Consider the following 20,546-nt stretch of genomic DNA (forward strand, 5'->3'; position numbering starts at 1 on the left):
CAATGCAAAAACCTTGCGAGCTTACCGGCCGCGATCTCCTTCGCGATCCCCGTCTTAACAAAGGCTCCGCTTTCACTGAAGCCGAACGCCGCCAATACCATCTCGAAGGGCTGCTGCCGCCGGGAAGCAGTTCACTGGAATTGCAGGTCGCGCGCACCCATACGGAGCTGGCCGCGCTCGACAACGACCTGCAAAAATATCTCCTGCTGTCCGATCTCCAGGCCCGCAACGAGACCTTGTTCTACGCCACCATCATGTCCGATCCGGCGACGTTCATGCCGGTCGTGTACACGCCGACAGTCGGCGAGGCCTGCCAGAAATTCAACCATATCTTCCGCGCGACGCGGGGCATGTATCTGCCCATCTCGGCACGGGGAAGGGTGAAAGAGCTGCTGCAAAACTGGCCGGAAGAGGATGTTCGCTTCATCGTGGTGACGGACGGCGAACGCATTCTCGGACTGGGCGACCTGGGTGTCGGCGGGATGGGCATTCCTATCGGCAAGCTCTCGCTCTATACGGCATGCGCAGGTGTGCCGCCTCAGCATTGCTTGCCGGTGACGCTGGACGTGGGCACTAATAACCGCGACCTGCTCGACGATCCCTTGTATCTGGGCCTGCGGCAGGAACGTGTACGGGGTGACGAATACCATGCGTTCGTGAACGAGTTCGTCGAAGCAGCGCTGGAACTGCATCCGAAATGCTGCATCCAGTGGGAAGACTTCGCCAACTTCAATGCCGTGCCGCTGCTCGCGCGATACAAGGACAAGATCTGCACCTATAACGACGACATCCAGGGCACCGCCGCCGTCGCGCTGGCGGGGATTTTCGCCGCGCTCCACATCTCGAAGCAAAAGCTCGTCGACCAGCGCTTCCTGTTCCTGGGCGGCGGCTCGGCGGGGACCGGCATTGCCGAGCTGATCAGCCAGGCGATGGTGCTGGAAGGCTTGAGTATCGACGAAGCACGCTCGCGCAACGCGCTGTTCGACGTGAACGGACTAATGGTGAAAACGCGCCAGGACCTGGCCGATTTCCAGAAGCCTTTCGCGCTGGACCATGCACCCGTGAATACATTCGCCGACGCGGTGAAGGCGCTGAAACCGACGGGCATCATTGGTGTCAGTACAGTGCCGAAGCTGTTCAACCGGCAGGTGATCGAGGCCATGGCGGAGATCAACGAGCGTCCGATCATCTTCCCGTATTCCAATCCGACCTCACGCTCCGAGTGCACGGCCGAGGAAGCGTACCGGTGGTCCTCGGGGCGCGCCATTTTCGCGAGCGGCAGTCCGTTCCCGCCAGTGGAAATTGAAGGGCGCACGTTTGTGCCCGGGCAAGGCAATAACGTCTATATTTTCCCCGCGTTGGGCATGGCCGTGTTTGCCACGCAGGCGACCCGGGTCACGGACGAAATGTTCATCGTCGCTGCCAAGGCCGTGGCCGAGCAGGTCTCCGAAGCCAGTCTTGCCACCGGCTTGATCTATCCGCCGCAGAGCAAGATTTTCGAGGCCTCGCTCCATGTGGCCGTGCGCGTGGCCGAGTGTATTTTCGATAACCAACTCGCGCGCGTGCCAAGACCGGACGACATCACCGCGCTGATCCGCGACTGCGCTTACAAGCCGGCTTACGCCCCACTTTAAGCCGGGCGGGCGTTTGATTGTCCGCAAGCCGGAACTTGTAGAACGCTTTCGCCTGGATCGGGCCGGAGCCTCTCGCGCGGAGGTCCCGGCCCGATTGGTTTCACGCGGCTTTCATTGCACAGCGGCGCTAAGCGAGCGCGGCCCGGATCCGGTCGATCGCTGTGATCTCCGGTGCTCTGTTGCCAAGCCGTTCACGAGGGCACCACGGGTACGGCAGCGCCTCGGCCCATCGTAGGATCGGTTCGACCGTGTCCTGCGGTAGCGTCGTCATCTCTTCTATCGTGATCCGGAGTTGCCGGACCTGTCCGGAATTCTCCGCCGCGAGCCACTCGTATCGGCCGAAACCGGCGCGTGCCAGCCCGGTGCTTTTCTCCGACATACACACAAGCCAGTCGCAACTGAACGCCGGTCCTGCGGTGGGCGGCTCGCCGATGCAGAAGGTGTAGACGTTCTCATAGCGCAGCGCAAACTCGCTCACCAGAACGCTCGCAATAGCTGCCGCGCCTTTGACCGTAGCCGGGAACGAGATTTCCGAGGTGTTCACTTGCATCGTGAGTTCGGCATCGGCGGTCAATGCGTCCGCGATCAAAAATGGGCGATTGCCGTCCTTGGCCCGAATATAGGTTTCGATGGATTTTTGCAGGGTGATCATGGGCGGTTCAGTGACTATGCTGACAGGGCGGGGATGCGTGCGGGCCCAAGTCTATCGCTGCACAGCGGCTGCGGGGCGGTATCCCTTCGCCCTTGGCGGGCATGCTTGCGGGGCTGTATTGAGGGACTTTCCCGCCGAATAATTCCCGCCGGGAGCGGGTGATTGGGTCATATCGGATCAACAGGCTTGGGATAATTGCTTCCTCGAACGCCAGTTTTCGCGTAGATTTGCGACCGCGAAACAATTGTTACCCGGTAAAAGTAAGAGGAAACCATTCATGACCATTGCCCGGCGAATCCGCGAAGTGTCAAAGTTGAGCGGCGATTTCCTGCTGCGTTCAGGCAAGCGCAGCAACACCTACTTCGACAAATATCGCTTCGAGTCCGATCCCGTATTGCTGAAAGCGATAGCGCAAGCGATGGTGCCCCTGATCCCCCCAGGCACCGAAGTATTGGGCGGTCTCGAGATGGGCGGCATACCTATCGTGACCATGCTCAGCCAGGTGACCGGCTTGCCGGCCGCGTATATCCGCAAGGAAGCGAAAGAGTACGGCACCTGCAAGTATGCGGAAGGCGCCGAGCTGGCCGGGCGCAAACTCGTGCTGGTCGAGGACATTGTGTCGAGCGGCGGTGCGATCTCCGACGCGGTGGCCAAACTGCGCGCCGACGGCGTGCCGGTCTCGCTGACGCTGTGCGTGATCGACCGTGAAAGCGGGGGAAAGGAAATGCTCGCAGGAATCGGGATCGAATTGAAAGCTCTCTATACCTTCTCGCAGATAGAAGCGGCGCAGTAAGCCAAATTTCAACCAAAGCCTCCATTCCTGAGCGGCCGAGCATGCAGCTTCTCGATCATGTTTCCATCGGTGTTCCCGATCTCGACATCGCCCGGCGTTTCTACGATGCGATCATGAGCACGCTCGGCGCAGCGAAGGTATACGACCGTCCCGACGCGCTGGGATACGGCGATCGATGCACCCCGCAGGACGCTGCGTCGACCTATCTGGCGGTGTACCTGGATCAGGGCGCGATAGGCGAAAACAAGCGGCACTGGTGTTTCAAGGCCGCGTCCCGTGCGCAGGTCGACGCGTTCCACGCGGCCGGCCTCGAGGCCGGCGGCCGCTCGGACGGCCCTCCAGGGTTACGCTCGGACTATCATCCAGGTTATTACGCTGCCTTCCTCCATGATCCGGCGGGCAATCGTGTTGAAGCGGTGTGCCATCTCGTCGCCTGAGGCCTCGTTTGCCCGCGCTTCGCTAAGCATCCGCGCTACCCGAAAAATAGTTGTAGACGCCGGAGAAGTCATCGGCGGTAATGGCTTGTTCGCCGGTCTTGTCGATGAGGGTTTTGCCTTCTCGCTGCAGTACGAAACGAGGCATACCGGCGTGGGCCTCCACGCTCGCATGCGTGACGCCCGCGGGCACATCGAAGCGCGTGGCAGAGTCCTCCACCGACGCCAGCGACACCACAAGCACGGCCGGCGCCGTCAGGAACACTGACACGTGAATCCCCGACGACAGCGGTTCGCGGCTGCGCGGTGGAGTGCTGGCATCGTGTGCGTCCGGCGAATACTGATGATCCTGACCAAGCGGATTCAGCCGATAAAAATAGAACAGCCCATCCTGCGTGATGGCAGGCTTGCTCCCTGACTTGAACCATTCGATGTAGTACCGGCTCGCATCGAGATAACCGGTATGCGACAGCAGATCGCCGAAGCGATCGTCGTAGACATGAGCGCGGCCCGTGCCGCCGATGGGCGCCACATACGTCGATTCGGCCCAGTCATTCCAGGTCACGATCTGCACCCACGTCGCGCCGGACGCGATCGCCGCCTCCCATTCGGTCGCCATGCCGGAGAACCCGCTGGTTTCAAACGCGCGATAGTTGGTGCCCGCACGCAGCCCGCGATAATACGGCGTGACCGGCGCCATGAAAACCTTGCCCCGGCTCCTGAGTTCCACACTCAGTGCTTCAGTGGACTTCGCGATCAGGTTTGGCGAACCCGCTGCGCCGAAGTAGAAATATCCATCAGCAGTACCAAGGTGTTCTGCCACTTCGGAGGCTTCACGCGCGGATATCTGCCGCTCGCCCGACGACGGGAAAAAGTGCGGCACGAAGAACGCGCCCAGCCGGCGGGCTTCGCGCATGAGCGCGGCGCCATTAGTGAAGTCCTTGCCACCCGCGGCATAGGCAGAGAGCACAGGTTTGTTGTTAACGAACAATTGCGCTTTGAGACCGCGCGTAGTGGCCACTATGTCCTCGATTTCGTCCTGCGCCCGGCCGTCGGCGGAGACGAACAGTTTGAAGTCGAAGTTCAGACGCGCGGCTGCATCGTACAGGCGCAGCACGCGTTGTTTATAGTGCGGCTCGCTGAGATCCCATCCGCCGCAATTGAGCGCGAAGCCGTCGATGCCACGCGCGTGTGCGTCGCGGCATTCCGACTCATAAGAAGCAACGGTTGCAGCCGGGCCGCCACGCGGCCACGCGACCATGTAGTGAGCGAAGACACGTTTGCGAAGACTCTGCGCTGCGGGTGGTGGTACGGCGGCATGAGTGCCGAGAGGGACAGTGCAGGGCAGCGACAAGCAGGCAAGCATGAAGCGACGGCGGCCCGGGATGGGACGTGATGGCATGGAGGGCAGGCTCGAAGAGTGTCTGCTCCGATACTAGCCGGATCGTGAGGACTGCATGGGGAAGTTATGCACGCGGACAACGTGACCGAAACCAACCGCGCGACTATGAATGCGAGCGCACGGAATCCCGGTTCACCCCGATGCGTCGGCGTTTGCAATCCAGGGGATCGTTAAACGTTGTGCTGTTATCCGTACAACCGCATGCCTGGTTGCTATTGAGCCTGATCGGCGTCAGTTGAGCTTTGCTGGTGCCGGTGCCCCCGACCCCTTCCGGTTGCGGCGGGAGCGCTGGCTTGAACCGGAGGCGCAGGCGGATGATTGATGTACTGGAAATTCTGTGCAATTGCCGAGTTTGCGACGTCCGGGCTCGACTGCGCGTAAGTTGAGGAAATTGAAGAAACGAGGAGGAGGCACGCGACGGCCGGTGTGAACAGCATACGGTTCATTAGTGACTCGTTTATTTGTAAATAAAAAAACGGCCCACCCAAGAGGGCGGGCCAAGCTGCAGTCACTTGCATCACTCACAACCGCGTCTTGGGAGAAGACGCGTATTCAGTGTATGTCGTGCTTGCCTCTCGTGCGTTGCAAGACTGCTTACATGCGTTACACGGCATGACAAGCGGTCGTTGAAAAATGGGAGGAACACGCCTTGCGTGCGCATGGATGAACTGCATGTCGAAGCCAAGTAGCCGAGTCGATGAGCGGCGTGCAGCGTTCGAATGGATTACAAAATGCCGACATTAAATAGTAATCGACTGAAGTATTGGCCAGGCTTGATCCATGCTTCGATCCGCTTCCTGATTCACGCTTGATTCACGCTTGATTAACGTTAACCCCAACGCCTTTTAGCGCAAAAAATGTCGAAAAGTTGTTATCCATTTCGCTTTTGCGCCGTTAACAAGGGGAATAGGTGGACAACCATCGACCGGCGGGAACCTCCAGGGACGCGTGCTTCTCGACATCATCAGTTTCAGTGCGGGTTGATGCGTGTTGTGAGTTCGTCCGCCGATGTCGGCGTCTGTATCACCTGTGCTTGAATAACCCGCTTTGTGAAGCCACTTCACTTTTTACCAGCCTCACACTTATGGAAAACACCATGAAGAAAATCGCTATTGCCCTCGCTCTCGCAGCCGCATCATTCTGCGTAGTCGGTTCGGCCTCCGCCGAGGAATATCACCATCATCGCGAGTGCCACAAAGTGAAGGTGCATCACCATTGGGAAAATCGCTGCCATTGATTACGGGAAGCTTTCCGGTTGATCGATGTGCCGGCACGGCATCGATAGCCAGTTAAACCCGCAACATCGGCAGCGAGATCTTCACGCTCTCCGGCATGACGACTAAGCACGATTAAGCACGATTAAGCAGTTTTTGAAGAAGCCGTTCTGCATTTCGCCGGAACGGCTTTTTCGCATCCGGCGTTTCACATCGCGACGAATACCTCGATGCTGTCGTATTGCAGTGACTGCTTTGACGGACAAAGGCATACGAGAGAACAAACAACAGAAGAAAGATCGTCGCGAGCAACCCCGGAACGCATAGAATAATTGCACGGCGAATGAATGCGAATGCGCCACGAAGGGCCGGGAATAATGAGGCAAATCGAAAGGTGGGACGCGCATGCAAAACAATGACGGATTGCGTGGGTAATTGCGCCTTTAGCGAAGCCGCTTGCGCCAGGCGGGAGGGCCGATCGGCGAAGTGCGAACAGGCGCGGCTCGGGTCCAATTAGCGCCAGACAATGAGGCCTTAGCGTTGGAAGCATTCGAATGTTGAAAAGACCCACCATTTTCTTTCGGCTAAGAGCGGCTTTAGCGAGCCATCCGAATGCAATAGGTCTGGGCAGCATCGCTTTCTCAGTGATCGTGCTCGGGTTCGCCCTGGCTGTTCTGGTGCAAGCGCGTGAGGACGCAACCGCTCGCGCTGTCGAGAATGCGGACAACCTCGCGCGCGTCATTGAACATGACATCACCTACACCTCCCAGCTCATGGACCTTTCCATTCGAGCGGCCGTGGACGGAGCACAAGACGCGGACGTCATGCGGCTGCCGGACCACCTGAGGCGGGAGCTTCTGTTCGACCGATCCGCCAGCGCCAGCCAGTACATAGGCTCATTGTTGTGCCTTGATTCGCGGGGCAGGATCATTGTGGATTCCACAAGCGCGGTTCCGCGCAGCGTGGATCTGGCCGATCGCGCATGGTTCACCGTTCATCGCGACAATCCGAACCTGGGGCTGTTCGTCAGCCGTCCATTGCAGTCACGCCTCAATCCGGGCGAAGTCGATCTCATGTTCAGCCGACGGGTAAATCATCCTGATGGGTCGTTCGCCGGCGTGGTGGTGGCAGCCTTTCGGCTCGACTACTTCCAGAACTTGCTGTCGGGCGTCAAGCTCGGGCCCGGTGGGAACATCACGCTCCTGCAGGATGATGGTCATGTAATCCTACGTTATCCGAATGATGGCATCCAGGCCGACGCAAACTTTAGCGGACGAAAAAACTTCGAGCACTTCAAGCAAACGCACGAGACGTCGTTCATCGGCACATCTGGAAACGACGGTGAGGAGCGGCTCTATAACTTCCGCAAGTTCGACAAGCTGAAGATGATCGTGATCATTGCGCCCGCGACCCGTTACGTCTTCGCGGACTGGACCAGCCGGGCCTGGTACATCGGCATTGTCACTGCGCTCTTGATCGTCGGGCTGTTGTTTGCCGCGCAACTCCTGTCCGTGGAATTCCGGCACAGGCTGGTCGTGGAGCAGCAGTTGCGCGACATGACGCGTATCGACGGGCTGACGGGCCTGAGTAACCGCCGCAGTCTGGACGATCGTCTCATGCTCGAATGGCACCGCTCAAAACGCTCGCGAAAACCCCTGGCGCTTTTGTTCGTGGATATCGACCGGTTTAAGAGCTACAACGACACATACGGCCACCAGGCCGGTGACGACGCGTTGACCGCCGTGGCGCAAGCGATCGCGCGCAACAGCCAGAGGCCGGGCGATATTGCTGCGCGCTTCGGTGGCGAGGAGTTTGTCGTCGTGCTGCCTGAGACCGACGGTGCGGCGGCGGCTGTGGTTGCAGCAGCGATCCACGCGGCTGTGCGTGGACTGGCTATCGAACACAGCGGGAGCGAACATGGGGTGATCACGGTGAGCATCGGCGTAGCGTGTACCGACACCGAAGAGGTGAGCGACGCGCTCGCGCTGATCAAAGCGGCGGACCAGGCCGTGTATCGGGCGAAGGCGTCAGGCAGAAACCAGACCATCATGGCCGAGCCATTTGGCGGAGCGGCCGTTACGACCTAGGCCGGATCTAAATGCAAGGCCACGCACATCAGGTGTGAGCCATTGCTAAAGCGTAGTACGTAAAAGTACGTAATGCGCGGGCTTAGGCTGATAGTGACACGCACGCGCCCTGGCTTTCGTTTTTCCGTTTCCGATCAAAGAGGCCAGGGCGTTGACGGTGTCCCTCAAGTTGCTCGCGGCAACATTCTTTCAACCGCGCGCTCTCAGGCCGCACCGGTCACCGGGGCTTTATCACGCATCAACGTAACATGCTGCCGTGCCGCTTCGTTGGCATGAGCCAGCGCGCGCACGGCAAGGGAAAACGCTAGCTGGGTGTCGTGAGCGACAGCGCTGCGGTCATCGTCGAAGAGTTTGGCTGCGTGCCGCAAATGCTGCGCCGCTTGCCCATGGAGTTCCGCGGCCGTTGCGTGATGCTGCGCTGCGGTCACGGTTTCGGCGGAGCCAGAGGGCGCGGGCAACACCGTCGACGCACCCGCGTTATGTTTGACGACACAGTTGGCTTCGTCTATGGCGTGCAGCGCGTAGCCGTGCGCCATGATCGCCTGGTGGGCGGCGTGGTCGTAGTCCTTGCCCGCTCCGAAATGATGTGCCGCCTCGCGGTGAAATCGCGCGGCCTGCTCGTGATGCGACGCTGCAGCTTCGAGATGTCCCTTTTTACTTTGTTTTGTGTTCATGGTTGCTCCTCCTGTACAGCTTGTCCGACTTCGACGTTGGACCCGTCGCGTGAGCCATGCAACCGCCACGCGACCGGCCGGAACCTATCCGATGAATTTACGCTTCTTCGGTTCGCCAAGGTTTTTTTTCGCAAGCGTCACACGTGCGCCGGCATCGGACAGGTGTCAGGAAAGTGCATCCAGCAGGCCATACCACGCCACACCCGCGCTGATATAGACGCGCTGCAGTGCATGAAAGGGGATCGGCTTGATCGATGTAGACGGCAGAGGTAACCCCTGTGCCGCTCCGCTCATGTACGCGGCCAGGTGTTTGCCCAGGGTCGTCGCCATGGCGATGCCACGCCCGTTGTAGCCCAGCGCAATCGTCAGTCCTTCGGCAGGCGTGTGAACATGCGGCAGGAAGTCCCGTGTAATGGCAATGCGTCCCGCCCATCGATATTCATATTCGATGCCTTCAAGTTGCGGATACATCAACCGCGCCGCGCGTTCAAGGTGCGCCCAATCGGCGGCGGCACGCGGATCGCGGAAGGGGCCCCGGCCACCCATCAGCAGGCGGCCTGCGGCGTCCTTGCGGAAATACAGCAAGAGCCGCCGCGAGTCCGATGCGACTTCGCGTGCAGGCAGTACAGTCGCTGCGATATCGTCGGGTAAAGGGCGCGTTGCGACAATGAAACTGTTTGCCGCGATCACCGATTGCGCGAGGCCGGGCCAAAGCGCATCGGTATAACCGTTGGTCGCGAGCAGCACCTGTTTCGCATCGATGACGACACCGCCCGCACAGCGGGCGCGCCATCGGTCAGAACTCCGTTCGAGCGCAACGGCGCGGGTGGCGCCGTGAATAGCGACACCTGCCGCCTTCGCCGCGCGCGCCAGTCCACGCGCGTAACTCAGGGGCTGCACGCTGCCGGCGCGTTTGTCGATCCAGCCGCCCACGAATGTTTCGGTGCCCAGCCGCTTCGCAACCTGAGGGCGGTCGAGTAGTTCTATAGGCGCACCGCGCGCTTCCCACTGGAGCGCGCGGGCGTGCAGCGTGCCGAGCAGCTTGTCGGAATGCGTGGGTTGAATCCAGCCATTGCGGGTGGCGTCGCATTGGATATGGTGGCGTTCGATCAGGTCGAAAACCGTGTCTGCCGCGCTGCCCGCGATCTGCGCGAGCGCTTCGCCATCGCGTGATCCGTATCGGCGGATGAGTTCGTCGGGGTCGTATTTAAGCCCCGGGATCACCTGGCCGCCGTTGCGGCCGGACGCGCCCCAGCCCGGTTCATTCGCATCGATCACGCAGACTTTCAAGCCGTGACCGGCAAGATGCAAGGCGCTCGACAGACCCGTATAACCCGCCCCGACGATCAGCACATCAGTCTTGACCGAGGTATCGAGCGGCGGGGTATCGACGGCCGGTTCCGCAGTTGCGGCCCAGAGAGAGGGTGGCAACGGTCGTGCAACTTCAGCAAGGCTCATGTTGGATATTCAGGTCGAAGGCGCGTCGGAGGAGGTGAGCACCCGGCGCAGGAAATCGCGCGTGCGAGGATGTTGCGGACGTTCGAGCAGATCGGCTGCGGCGCCTTCCTCGCAGATGGTGCCGTCGTAGAGAAAGCACACCCTGTCCGCCACTTCGCGCGCAAAACTCATTTCGTGCGTGACGACAATCATCGTCATGCCGTCATAGGCAAGCTGGCGCATGACGCTCAGGACCTCACCGACCAGCTCCGGATCGAGAGCAGAGGTAGGCTCGTCGAACAGGATGGCCTTGGGCTCCATGGCGAGCGCGCGGGCAATTGCCACGCGTTGCTGCTGGCCGCCCGACAGTTCCGATGGATAGGCATCCATACGATGTCCAAGACCGACCTTGTCGAGCAGATGGCGCGCCTTTTCGCGGGCCTGCACACGGCCTTCCTTTTTCACGAACACCGGACCCTCGCAGACGTTCTCCAGTGCGGTACGGTGCGGCCACAGGTTGAAGCGCTGGAACACCATGCCCACTTGCATGCGCAATTCGTGAATGTGATGCGAGCGGGCATCGACTGCCTTGCCATCCACAGTGATCGTGCCGGCGTCATGCGTTTCCAGCCCATTGATGCAACGCAGGAGCGTCGATTTCCCCGACCCCGACGGGCCGATCAGGCAGACCACCTGACCCGCTTCCACGTTGAGGCTGACGCCCTTGAGCACTTCCTGGTCGTGGAAGCGTTTATGAATCGAGTCGACCTTGATCATCGTTTCCCCTTGAGCCCGAGACGGCGTTCGAGGCGGCGCAAGCCATAGACGAGCGGCAGGCTGAGCGCGAGATAGAGCAACGCAACCAGCGTGAAGACCGTCATGTTCTGGAAGGTCGACGATGCGATCAACTGCCCGGCACGCGTCATTTCAGCGACCGTGATGGTGGAGGCGAGCGACGAGTCCTTCAGCATCATCACGAGCGTGTTGCCGTAGGACGGCAGCGCGATCTTGAACGCTTGCGGCAGCACCACGCGGCGCATGATCAGTCCGCCGCGCATGCCGATGGATTGCGCCGCTTCTATCTGACCATGATCGATCGCCTGGATACCCGCGCGAAAATTTTCCGCCTGATAGACGGAATAGGCGATGCCCAGCCCGATAAAACCCGCCTGGAACGCTGACAAACTCACGCCGAGATCGGGCAGGACGAAGTAGATATAAAAGAGCTGGACGATGATCGGCAGGCCGCGGATCACGTTGATGAATGTCGAGGCCGCGTGCGAGGCGACCTTGTTCGAGGACACGCGCATCAGCGCCAGCAGCAGCCCGAGCAGCGTGCTCAGGATGAACGAGCAGAAGGTGATCTCGATCGTGACGACCGCGCCTTTCAGCAGGATCGGCAGGAACTCGATGGCGTTCTGGAAGAACATGGCTTCAATCCTCTCTGTGCCGAGGATGGGCTTAGTCCACCTGCCACTTCTTGATGATCTGCATGAGCGTGCCGTCCGCCTTGATCTTCTTGATGCCCGCGTTCAACTGGTCGAGCGTGGCGGTGTCGCCCTTGCGTACGACGAAGCACACCTGGCCCACCACTTCCGGCTGATACTCCTTGACCAGCCGCAATTGCGGATTCGGGTTGTGCTGAAGCTGGTAAGCAATGATCGGATGGTCGCCGAAGCCCGCCTTGATGCGTCCAAGTGCGACGTCGCGCATGATGTCGGCGACGGAATCGTAGGTGCGCACTTCCTTGAAAACGCCTTTCTTGTTGAGCGCGTCGACAAACGCAGTGCCAACCTGAGCGCCCACTATTTCGCCTTTGAGCGAGTCCATTGACGGGTACTTGCCGGTGTCATCGGCGCGCACGATCAGGCCTTCGCCATACGAATACACCGTGTCCGAGAAGTCGACGACTTGCTGGCGCGCCGGCGTCTTCAGCATGGCGGCCGAAATGATGTCGATCTTCTTCGTGGTCAGCGACGGAATTAGTGAGGAGAACGTGGTTTGTTCAATACTGACGTCAAAGCCCGACGCCTTTCCCGTTGCCGTGATGGCATCGACCAGCAAGCCCTGGATCGAGTTGGACTTGACGTCGAGGAACGTGAACGGCACGCCCGTCGCCGTCGACCCGACCGTATAAGTGGCGGCAGCGGCCGCCGAGAGGGCCGGCGCGCCCGCGAGCAGCAATCCCGTTGCAAAGACACAGGCGAAGCGTTTGACGAACTGGAACATGAGGCTCTCCACTGATTGGGAAGGATCGATCAAAAAATCGGTAAATGAAGTTTGAGCTATCTTATTCGAGACAATAAAATCGTCAATCGAAATATGCATATCGATATTCGATATGATAATGTTGCATCATGATCTCGAACCCCGATGCCAAACAATTGGGTAAATCCATGAACCGAATCAAACCGGACCTTCAAGCGGACGTGTCTTCAGAGGCGGGTGATGCTCCCGACACGCCGGATGCGTTGTTCAATCAGTCGCTGGAGAAGGGCATTGCAGTGTTGCGAGCGTTCAGTGCGCAACGGCGGACGATGACGCTGCCGGAGGTCGCGGAGGCAACGTCGATCACGAAGAGTTCGGCGCAGCGCATGATCTACACGCTGGAGAAGCTCGGGTATGTGAAGAAACATCCGCGCACCAAGCGTTACCAGCTTGCGGTGAAGGCGATGCAGATCGGCTTTAACTATCTGTCTGCGGATACGTTGATCGATGTCGCCAATCCGTTCCTGTCGGAGCTGACGAATGTAACGGGAGAGACGACCAACCTGACGGAGCCGGATGGGGTCGAGATGGTTTATGTCGCGCGCTTCGTGTGCACGAAATTCCTGCCCATTCACATGCCTATTGGCAGTCGCATCCCCATGTATTGCACTGCGTCCGGGAGGGCTTATCTGGCGGCGTTGCCGGAGGATGAGTCACGCGTGCTGCTCGAGGGGAGTGAGCGTGTGGCGCATACGCAATACACGGTGACGGATCTCGGCGAGATTGATTCCCGGCTGGCGCAGGGGAGGCTCAGCGGGTATGCGTCGAACAGGGAGGAGTTGTTTATCGGCGATATGACGATTGCAGCGGCCGTGGTCGACGGGGAGCGGCGGCCGGTGGCGTCGGTGCATGTCGTGGCGCCTACGAGCCGGTGGTCGCTCGCCGAAGCGGAGCAGCGCCTGGCGCCCGCGGTGATTGATTGCGCGCGTGGAATCAGCAATTCGATCCGTACGCTGGGATAGGTTTTTCGTTCGCACTCCTCCAACTGAACCGCTTCTACGGGTGCGAACGAAACGTGCCTGCTTCAATACCCCGGCGGCGGAGGCGGCGGCATTCCGGGCGGTGGTGGCGGAGGCGGCGGCTGCGTCGAATAAACGCCTTGCGGCGGCGCTGCGCTCATCATGCGCCCGCGCATTGGCACGCGATTACCGTTCGCATACATGCACTGCAGGTAAGCGTAGTCATAGCGCTGCTGCACGCCGTAGGCTGAACCCTGGGTGTTGCTCGCACCAAACAAACTGCCGGCCAGCAAGCCGGCGCCGGCGCCAACAGCCGCGCCCGAACCGCCGCCGAACGCCGCACCTGCCGCTGCGCCCAACGCGGTACCGACCACCGCACTGCCCACCGCGCTATTGCTGACGGCCTGGTTGGTCGAGTCGCCGCCGACCTGCTGATACGCGAACTGACGACACGAACCGTCGTCCGCGCGGAACTGGTCGAACGTCTTGCCGGTGCCCGGAAGGGCCATCACGCTCGGTCCCTGAGGCACTACGGCGCAACCGCCAAGAATGCCCAGCGAAACCCCCATCGAAACGAGTAATGCAAGTCTTGGATACTTCATGACGCTTTGATCTTCCGTTCAAGGATTACTGAGAGTTGCCTGGCTGCGGCGCCACGGGACGCCAGCCGGCCGGGCATTCCTTCACATACGGGTAATACGCTTTCGATGCCTCGCAGTAGTACCAGGAACCGCCTTGCTGGCCGGAGGCATCGGCCGAAGGTCCCGAACCCTGTGCGGGTCCCTGTTCGACGTAGTTCACCGGTGGCGCCGGCACAGCCATGACCGGCGGATAAACAGGTGCATAAGCCGGCGCGTAAGGGTAGTAATACGGGACGGGCGCAACCGGATAGTAATAAGGAACTCCCACTCCAACCCCTACACCCACCACGACACGCGCAGCCGCCGGCCCGCTGAAACAGGCTGCAACGAGCGCCACCGCCGCCAGCGGCAAGCAAGAATTCAGGCGTTTCACGACATTTCTCCCAACCTGGTTTGACAACACGCTCTCCGATTTCTTTAACCTCAAGCAGATATCGGACCGTCCCGCCATCCGCTGCATTAAAGGAGCACAACTGAACGCTAATTCAGTTGACCACGAAGTGCCATTACAGACGTTACGCGCCATTTTTCCGATCGTTACAAAACGGCATTTAACGCCCCTGTTCGCAAGATAATTGACAGCCTCAAGTAATATTTTCTTTGTCAGCCTGTAGAAAAATCGTCTGTCATTCCGCGCGCTCGTAAGCGGATGCACGCATTCGGTCAATTGCCACGCTGTATGGTTCTTACGATTGCAAACGATCAGCTCACCCGAAAATTCCAGACGCGTGGTGTTGTTCACATGAGACGCCGAATCGTCATCAGGCACAAGAGCGGGCGCCCGAGAACGTGCGCGCGCGCAACTGTCGGCGCGAAGGGCGATTGGATCGAAGGGAATGGACTGACGCAGCGGTGGAGGAAGCAGAAGCGCGACGCTTCGTGGCGCAGGTTAAGAACGCAAGGGTGGCTCGCATTGGGAGCAGCGAAGCCGGATCAAGCTGCGGTGCAGCAACGGTTCCGGCCGCGCCATGATGCGGACCTTGACGCCGGTCCCCCGGTCCGCGAGCAGGTGAAACGCGGACCACCGGTGTCAAGCCGCACCATCCCGCTTATTGCCGCGTTCCCGCCCTGATCGCTTCGGCGAAACGCTTGATGTAGACCGGCGACGCATCGGTGATCGCCCAATACACCATGCCGTCCTGGCGCCATTCGACCAGCGAGTAACCATCGTCGGATTGCGTGACCAGGGGCGTGGACGACGGCGCGCTTTTGCCGTCGCCTTTGCCGTGATCATCGGGGAAGACGTACAAGTCGATAGGGTGCTTCAGATACCGGTAGATCATCACGGCAACGGGCCGATGATCCACATAGTCCAGCCGTCCGCCGACCAGCGGAAAGCCTTGCGCCTGGGGATCGACCACGGGCGGCGCATAGTCAATGCGCCCGTTGAACCAGGGCTTGACCGTATGCTGGTCGCTCGACAGCACATCCATCGTGCGCTCCGACATCAGCGCCCGCACATGGCTCGCGACGATCTCCTGCTGCAGGTCACCGCCACGAGTCGGCTGCTGGGTCCAGAGCAGCGTCATGAAGACGAGCGAGCACAAGCCGATTCCCGCCACTCCGCCACCGATGAACGGCAGGCCCGTCATGCGCCATGAGCCGCTCCAGAACGACGGCTTTTGCTGCGCTTGCTTGGCTTCCTTGGCTTGCTTGGCGGCTTCTGCGTTCAACCGCGCCTGCACCTGCGCACGCAGGGATTGCGGAGCACGCTCGTAAAGCGAGCCGTCACGCAACTTTTCAGCAAGAGATGAATTAGATCTAGTTTCCACGCCTGGACTCCTCGGGACCTGCGGGTGGCGCCTTGACCAGGCGGATTGCCTGCTGGTCCGGCCCACCCTGGGCCGCCTTGACTGCTGTGCATAACATGCGCCGCGCCCGCGAAAGCCGCGACATCACCGTCCCCATCGGTATTCCCGCCACCGCCGCTACGTCCTTGTAGCTCATGTCCTCAAGCTCACGCAAAACGATCACCTCGCGATATTCAACCGGCAACGTCGCCAACGCCCGGTGCACGAGTGCGGTCTCGTCCTGGCGCACGGCGAGCTTCTCCGGATCGTCGCCGCTTTCATCGGCCCAGCCGGGAAGCTGGTCGTCGACATTGAGCGAGTCGTCATAGGGCGTGGCGTCCGCGCGGTTATGTTGCCTGCGCCATTCGGTGAACCAGGTGTTGCGCACGATCGCGAGCAACCAGGCGCGCGGATTGTCGCCCTCGTAGCCATCGAAGAAACGAAAAGCTCTCAGGAAAGCTTCCTGCACGACGTCGTCGGCGTCCGCTGGACTGCCGCTCAACCAGCGCGCAAGGTTATACGCCGCGTCAAGATGCGGCAGCATCACCGCGTCGAAGCGATTCGGCGAGTGCTTCGCCATTGGTACTCTCCCTGGCAACCGCTGTTGCCGTGGAACGTGCTGAACGTGCGCCACGCGCCAACGCGCATGACGGACCGCCGGGGTGGTGTGCAACGCACTGCACGACCCCGGCTCTCAACTGTACTTACTCGCCGGCTTCCTGATTTATTCCCGATTATGCGAGCGCATCGAAAAAATTTACCGGGAATAAAGCTATCGGCCTCTGAGTTTGGTGGGCATGGGGAAATGCATCCCCACTTTGCACAGCTGTTTGCAACCCCACCCACCAGGAGCCGAACATGTCCGACCTCGACAAAAAAATCGTACCACCAGAATCCCTCACTGAACACGGCGCCAGGCGGCGGACTGCACTGACATGCATGGCATGGGCCGGCGCCGGCATGCTGTGGACCATGAATGGCGGCGTGCCTGGCTCGAAGCTGATCGGCGGCACCGCGGAGGCAGCCGAAGTCAACCGCCATGCATTCAGCTTCGTGCAGATCAGCGACAGTCACATCGGCTTCAGCAAGGACCCGAACCTCGACCCGGCGAGCACCTTGAAGGAAGCCGTCGACAAGATCCGCACGAGCTCGGAGAAGCCCAAGTTCATCATTCATACCGGCGATATCAGCCACCTGTCCAAGCCCGACGAGTTCGACACCGCCACGCAGATCATCGGGAGCGCCGGGCTCGACGTGCACTACGTCCCGGGTGAGCACGACGTGCTTGTCGACGACGGCGGTTCGTATTTCGAGCGCTTCTCCAAACCCTCGGCCCCGAAGTGGTACAGCTTCGACCAGAACGGGGTGCATTTCATCGGCTTGACCAATGTGCTGGACCTGCGTGGCGGCGGCCTGGGGTTTCTCGGCGATGAGCAACTGGCATGGCTTAAAAAAGACCTGCAGGGACGCACCAGCAGCACGCCGATTGTCGTGTTCGCGCACATCCCGCTCTGGTCGTTGTATCCGCAATGGGGGTGGGGCACGGACGACAGCGCGCAGGCGCTGAGCCTGATGAAGCGCTTCGGCTCGGTCACGGTGCTCAACGGCCACGTGCACCAGGTCGCGCAAAAAGTGGAAGGCGAGATCAGCTTTTACTCCGCGTTGTCGACCGCGTTTCCGCAGCCGGCGCCGGGCACGGCGGCAGGCCCCGGTCCGATGAAGGTTCCTGCTGACACGCTGCGCAAGATGCTGGGCGTGCGTTCGGTCAACTATATCCCGGGCAAGACCGAACTGGCCGTTGTCGATTCACGGCTCAGCGCATAAGCGCCAACCTGAACCAACTCGATCCAAGTGAAACAAGCGGAGAATAATGATGGCAATACTCGACTTTCGGCGAGCACGGCTGGCCAAGACCCTTTCTAAAACGATGGCTGCGCTATGCCTCGCAACGGCGCTGGCGGCGCCTCCCGCCTTTGCGGCCCAGGCTGCGCCGGCGAACACTGTAGTGATCGATAATTTTTCGTTTAGTCCTGCTCAGTTATCTGTTGCAGCAGGGTCGACCGTGACGTGGGAAAACCATGACGACATGCCTCATACCATCGTCAACGATGCAACGCCGCGCGAATTCAAATCGGCGCCGCTCGATTCCGGGGAGCATTTTTCGCAGACGTTTTCCAAACCCGGCACGTACAAGTATTTCTGTTCGATCCATCCGCACATGACGGGCACGATCGTCGTGAAATAAAGGGCCTATTGCTGCAAGCCCAGCCGGTACCACGTGACCTGCCGGTAGGGTTCACCGGGGCGCACGATCACGCTGCCCGCGTCCGCCATGTTGACCTGGTTAGGAAACGCGCCGGCCTGGAGACACAGGCCGGCGTGTTTGCCATAGCGCCGGCCATGCCGTCCCACGATGCCATCCAGATGATTGCCGGTGTAGAACTGCACGCCGGGCGCGTTGGTTCCCATCGTCAATTCGCGGCCGCTGCCGGGGTCGTAGAGCCGCACGACGGGCTTGAGCGTTTTACCGCTTTCACCGACGACATAACAATGATCGAAGCCGCCTGCACGCGCGAGCTGATCGTGCGGCCAGTCGAGCCGCGCGCCCAGCGGCGCACTCGCGCGGAAGTCGAACGCATGGCCTGCGACCTGCGCGCGGCCTTCGGGGATCAGAGCGGCGTCGACTTCGAAGAACGTGTCGGCATCGATGGAAATCACGTGGCCGCGGATATCGGCGGTTTCGTCACCGGACAGGTTGAAGCATGCGTGGTTCGTCAGGTTGAGCGGCGTAGGCGCATCCGATACGGCTTCGTACGCGAGCGTAAGCGTGCCGTCGTCGTCGAGCGTGTAGCGCAATGTAGTCGACACATTACCAGGGAAGCCCGCGTCGCCTTCCGGCGACTCATGCGTGAGGACCAGTCCGCCATCCACCTCGTGCGCGTCCCAGAGCGCCCGATGAAAGCCTGCCGCGCCACCATGCAACAGGTTGTCGCCCTCGTTACGATCAAGCGAATAGGCGACGTCGTCGAGCGCGAAGCGCGCGTTCTCGATGCGGTTGGCCCAGCGTCCGATCACGCCGCCCAGATAAGCGTGGCCGGCGAAGTATTCAGCGGGTGTGTCGTGACCCAGCAGGACATCGGCCACGCGTCCGGCACGATCGGCGGTATTCCACGAGACCAGCGTCGCACCAAGATCGCTGATGGCGACGCGCATGCCGTGCACATTGCGCAGCGTGAACAGGCGCGCCACGTCGCCCCCGGGCAACTCACCCCAGCGTTCGACACTGACGCGCACGGAGCCTGGGCGGGGAGAGGTGGGCATATCGGCGAGGTTCATCAAGAGCGGGTCAGCCGGGTTGTTCGCAGGACGCAACCGGCAGGCGCTCCTGGTATTCGCGCGGCGTACAGTCCAGCTCGCGGCGAAATACGGCGTACATGTATTGCAGCGACGTGAAGCCGCAGCGGATGGCGACTTCGGCGCTGGACAGATCGTGACGCGCGAGGAGCTGCTTCGCGATATCGAGTTTGTGATTCAGGATCTCCTGATGCACGGTGCAGCCGAGTTCGCGGCGGAAGTGATCTTCCAGCGACGAGCGCGACACCCCCACATAGTCAGCCACTTGCTCGGTCTTGATGCCCTGGCAACCGTACTGCCGGATATAGTGGCGCGCACGCATGACATAGGGACTCGACACCGGCTGATGACGCGTGGATTCAAGCACGTTGATGCCCACCGGCGGCACGAGAATGCGCCTGCCGTGAAAGCGCGCGCCGCCCAGCATCTGATGCAGCAAGTGAGCAGCTGTGCGGCCCATTTCCTCGGTTCCCTGGATCACGGAAGACAGCGGAATGCGGGTGAGCGAGCGTGTCAGCGGATCGTTGTCTATGCCGATGATGGCCACCTGCTCAGGCACGGCAATGCCCGAGATCAGGCATGCTTGCAGCAGATGCCGCGCGCGGGCGTCGGTCACGGCGATCACGCCCACGGGCTTGGGCAAGCTCTCGAGCCATGAGGTCAGTTGCGCGCTTGCCTGGCTCCAGACCGGCGCGCTGGTCGGCAGGCCGCGATGAATATCCGCTTCCAGCCCATCGGCTGCGAGCAGCGCCTTGAAGGCCAGTTCACGTTCTTGCGCCCAACGGTTTTCGGGTGATTCAGGCAGGCTGTAAAGCGCAAAACGCTGCAAGCCCGCGCCGATCAGATGCGTATAGGCAAGCGATATCAGCTTGGTGTTGTCGGTCGCGATATAAGGCAGCTTGGCGGGGTAACACGCCGGGTCCGCATAGGACGAACCCACCGCGACCACGGGAAGTTGCGAATCGCCGAGTGCTTCGGCCATCTCCGGATCGTCGAAATCCGCGATGATGCCGTCGCCTTCGAAGCGTTCGATGCCATTTAACCGGCAGCGGAAATCCTCCTCGAGGAAGAGGTCCCATGCGACGCGCGTGGACAGCAAGTAGTTGCCTATGCCGGTAATGACCCCGCGGTCATACACCTTGTTCGCGTTGAACAGCAGCGCGATCCGGTGCGAAGCCTGAGCTGTCTGTGGTCGAGTCATCGAACT

Annotated in this window: 21 protein-coding genes; 8 read left to right on the plus strand and 13 right to left on the minus strand. The window is 60.6% G+C overall.

Annotated features, from left to right (window positions below; genetic code table 11):
- The first annotated feature begins 2 nt into the window (after positions 1-2).
- On the plus strand, positions 3-1,634 hold the full coding sequence (locus ACSOSP_RS39710) for an NAD-dependent malic enzyme (RefSeq protein ID WP_455314478.1): 1,632 nt from the start codon (positions 3-5) through the stop codon (positions 1,632-1,634).
- Positions 1,635-1,761: 127 nt separating this feature from the next.
- On the opposite strand, the gene ACSOSP_RS39715 is transcribed toward ACSOSP_RS39710, so the two are convergent.
- A complete protein-coding gene (locus tag ACSOSP_RS39715) occupies positions 1,762-2,286 on the minus strand; it encodes a hypothetical protein (RefSeq protein WP_455314479.1) in 525 nt (174 codons plus the stop codon).
- 277 nt (positions 2,287-2,563) lie between these two features.
- Between ACSOSP_RS39715 and pyrE the strand changes: the two genes are divergently transcribed.
- Positions 2,564-3,079 carry an orotate phosphoribosyltransferase gene (gene pyrE, locus ACSOSP_RS39720; RefSeq protein WP_455314480.1) on the plus strand — a complete coding sequence of 172 codons (516 nt, stop codon included), beginning with the start codon at positions 2,564-2,566 and terminating at the stop codon, positions 3,077-3,079.
- Positions 3,080-3,120: 41 nt separating this feature from the next.
- Positions 3,121-3,516 (plus strand): VOC family protein, encoded by a 396-nt coding sequence (locus tag ACSOSP_RS39725; RefSeq protein WP_455314481.1) that lies wholly within the window; start codon positions 3,121-3,123, stop codon positions 3,514-3,516.
- Positions 3,517-3,538: 22 nt separating this feature from the next.
- Here ACSOSP_RS39725 and ACSOSP_RS39730 read toward each other — a convergent pair whose 3' ends face one another.
- The gene (locus ACSOSP_RS39730; protein ID WP_455314482.1) at positions 3,539-4,915 is read right to left on the minus strand and encodes an endo-1,3-alpha-glucanase family glycosylhydrolase; all 1,377 of its coding nucleotides are present in this window, start codon (positions 4,913-4,915) and stop codon (positions 3,539-3,541) included.
- A gap of 1,096 nt (positions 4,916-6,011) precedes the next feature.
- On the opposite strand from ACSOSP_RS39730, the gene ACSOSP_RS39735 reads away from it, so the two are divergent.
- Both ACSOSP_RS39735 and ACSOSP_RS39740 read left to right on the plus strand, forming a co-directional pair.
- Positions 6,012-6,152 carry a hypothetical protein gene (locus ACSOSP_RS39735; protein WP_455314483.1) on the plus strand — a complete coding sequence of 47 codons (141 nt, stop codon included), beginning with the start codon at positions 6,012-6,014 and terminating at the stop codon, positions 6,150-6,152.
- A gap of 531 nt (positions 6,153-6,683) precedes the next feature.
- Positions 6,684-8,216, plus strand: coding sequence for a sensor domain-containing diguanylate cyclase (locus tag ACSOSP_RS39740; RefSeq protein WP_455314484.1), 1,533 nt, complete (start codon positions 6,684-6,686; stop codon positions 8,214-8,216).
- A gap of 203 nt (positions 8,217-8,419) precedes the next feature.
- On the opposite strand, the gene ACSOSP_RS39745 is transcribed toward ACSOSP_RS39740, so the two are convergent.
- The 5 genes from ACSOSP_RS39745 to ACSOSP_RS39765 all read right to left on the minus strand — a co-directional run bounded on the left by ACSOSP_RS39745 (position 8,420) and on the right by ACSOSP_RS39765 (position 12,556).
- A complete protein-coding gene (locus ACSOSP_RS39745; protein WP_455314485.1) occupies positions 8,420-8,890 on the minus strand; it encodes a hypothetical protein in 471 nt (156 codons plus the stop codon).
- Between the two features lie 165 nt (positions 8,891-9,055).
- Complete coding sequence (locus ACSOSP_RS39750) at positions 9,056-10,348, minus strand: NAD(P)/FAD-dependent oxidoreductase (RefSeq protein ID WP_455314486.1); 1,293 nt, start codon at positions 10,346-10,348, stop codon at positions 9,056-9,058.
- Between the two features lie 9 nt (positions 10,349-10,357).
- On the minus strand, positions 10,358-11,104 hold the full coding sequence (locus ACSOSP_RS39755) for an amino acid ABC transporter ATP-binding protein (protein WP_455314487.1): 747 nt from the start codon (positions 11,102-11,104) through the stop codon (positions 10,358-10,360).
- Positions 11,101-11,757 (minus strand): amino acid ABC transporter permease, encoded by a 657-nt coding sequence (locus tag ACSOSP_RS39760; protein WP_031361107.1) that lies wholly within the window; start codon positions 11,755-11,757, stop codon positions 11,101-11,103. Before ACSOSP_RS39760 ends, ACSOSP_RS39755 begins: the two co-directional genes overlap by 4 nt.
- A gap of 31 nt (positions 11,758-11,788) precedes the next feature.
- A complete protein-coding gene (locus ACSOSP_RS39765) occupies positions 11,789-12,556 on the minus strand; it encodes an ABC transporter substrate-binding protein (RefSeq protein ID WP_455314488.1) in 768 nt (255 codons plus the stop codon).
- A gap of 167 nt (positions 12,557-12,723) precedes the next feature.
- Here ACSOSP_RS39765 and ACSOSP_RS39770 point away from each other — a divergent pair, with 167 nt between their 5' ends.
- Positions 12,724-13,557 (plus strand): IclR family transcriptional regulator, encoded by an 834-nt coding sequence (locus ACSOSP_RS39770; RefSeq protein WP_455314489.1) that lies wholly within the window; start codon positions 12,724-12,726, stop codon positions 13,555-13,557.
- Between the two features lie 62 nt (positions 13,558-13,619).
- On the opposite strand, the gene ACSOSP_RS39775 is transcribed toward ACSOSP_RS39770, so the two are convergent.
- The 4 genes from ACSOSP_RS39775 to ACSOSP_RS39790 all read right to left on the minus strand — a co-directional run bounded on the left by ACSOSP_RS39775 (position 13,620) and on the right by ACSOSP_RS39790 (position 16,565).
- Positions 13,620-14,156 carry a YMGG-like glycine zipper-containing protein gene (locus ACSOSP_RS39775; RefSeq protein ID WP_455314490.1) on the minus strand — a complete coding sequence of 179 codons (537 nt, stop codon included), beginning with the start codon at positions 14,154-14,156 and terminating at the stop codon, positions 13,620-13,622.
- A gap of 25 nt (positions 14,157-14,181) precedes the next feature.
- Positions 14,182-14,568: a hypothetical protein gene (locus ACSOSP_RS39780; protein ID WP_455314491.1), complete on the minus strand. Its 387-nt coding sequence runs from the start codon at positions 14,566-14,568 to the stop codon at positions 14,182-14,184.
- Positions 14,569-15,244: 676 nt separating this feature from the next.
- Complete coding sequence (locus tag ACSOSP_RS39785) at positions 15,245-15,967, minus strand: anti-sigma factor family protein (protein ID WP_455314492.1); 723 nt, start codon at positions 15,965-15,967, stop codon at positions 15,245-15,247.
- Entirely contained in the window at positions 15,957-16,565 is a 609-nt protein-coding gene (locus tag ACSOSP_RS39790) for an RNA polymerase sigma factor (protein WP_455314493.1), read from the minus strand. Before ACSOSP_RS39790 ends, ACSOSP_RS39785 begins: the two co-directional genes overlap by 11 nt.
- 278 nt (positions 16,566-16,843) lie before the next feature.
- Here ACSOSP_RS39790 and ACSOSP_RS39795 point away from each other — a divergent pair, with 278 nt between their 5' ends.
- Both ACSOSP_RS39795 and ACSOSP_RS39800 read left to right on the plus strand, forming a co-directional pair.
- Positions 16,844-17,809 carry a metallophosphoesterase family protein gene (locus ACSOSP_RS39795; protein WP_455314494.1) on the plus strand — a complete coding sequence of 322 codons (966 nt, stop codon included), beginning with the start codon at positions 16,844-16,846 and terminating at the stop codon, positions 17,807-17,809.
- Positions 17,810-17,855: 46 nt separating this feature from the next.
- A complete protein-coding gene (locus ACSOSP_RS39800; RefSeq protein ID WP_455314495.1) occupies positions 17,856-18,230 on the plus strand; it encodes a cupredoxin domain-containing protein in 375 nt (124 codons plus the stop codon).
- A 5-nt stretch (positions 18,231-18,235) separates the two neighbouring features.
- On the opposite strand, the gene ACSOSP_RS39805 is transcribed toward ACSOSP_RS39800, so the two are convergent.
- Together ACSOSP_RS39805 and ACSOSP_RS39810 are read right to left on the minus strand one after the other, a co-directional pair.
- On the minus strand, positions 18,236-19,321 hold the full coding sequence (locus tag ACSOSP_RS39805) for an aldose epimerase family protein (RefSeq protein WP_455314496.1): 1,086 nt from the start codon (positions 19,319-19,321) through the stop codon (positions 18,236-18,238).
- Between the two features lie 10 nt (positions 19,322-19,331).
- Positions 19,332-20,540 carry a XylR family transcriptional regulator gene (locus tag ACSOSP_RS39810; RefSeq protein ID WP_455314497.1) on the minus strand — a complete coding sequence of 403 codons (1,209 nt, stop codon included), beginning with the start codon at positions 20,538-20,540 and terminating at the stop codon, positions 19,332-19,334.
- Positions 20,541-20,546 lie beyond the last annotated feature (6 nt).

The organism is Caballeronia sp. KNU42 (genome assembly GCF_053760385.1).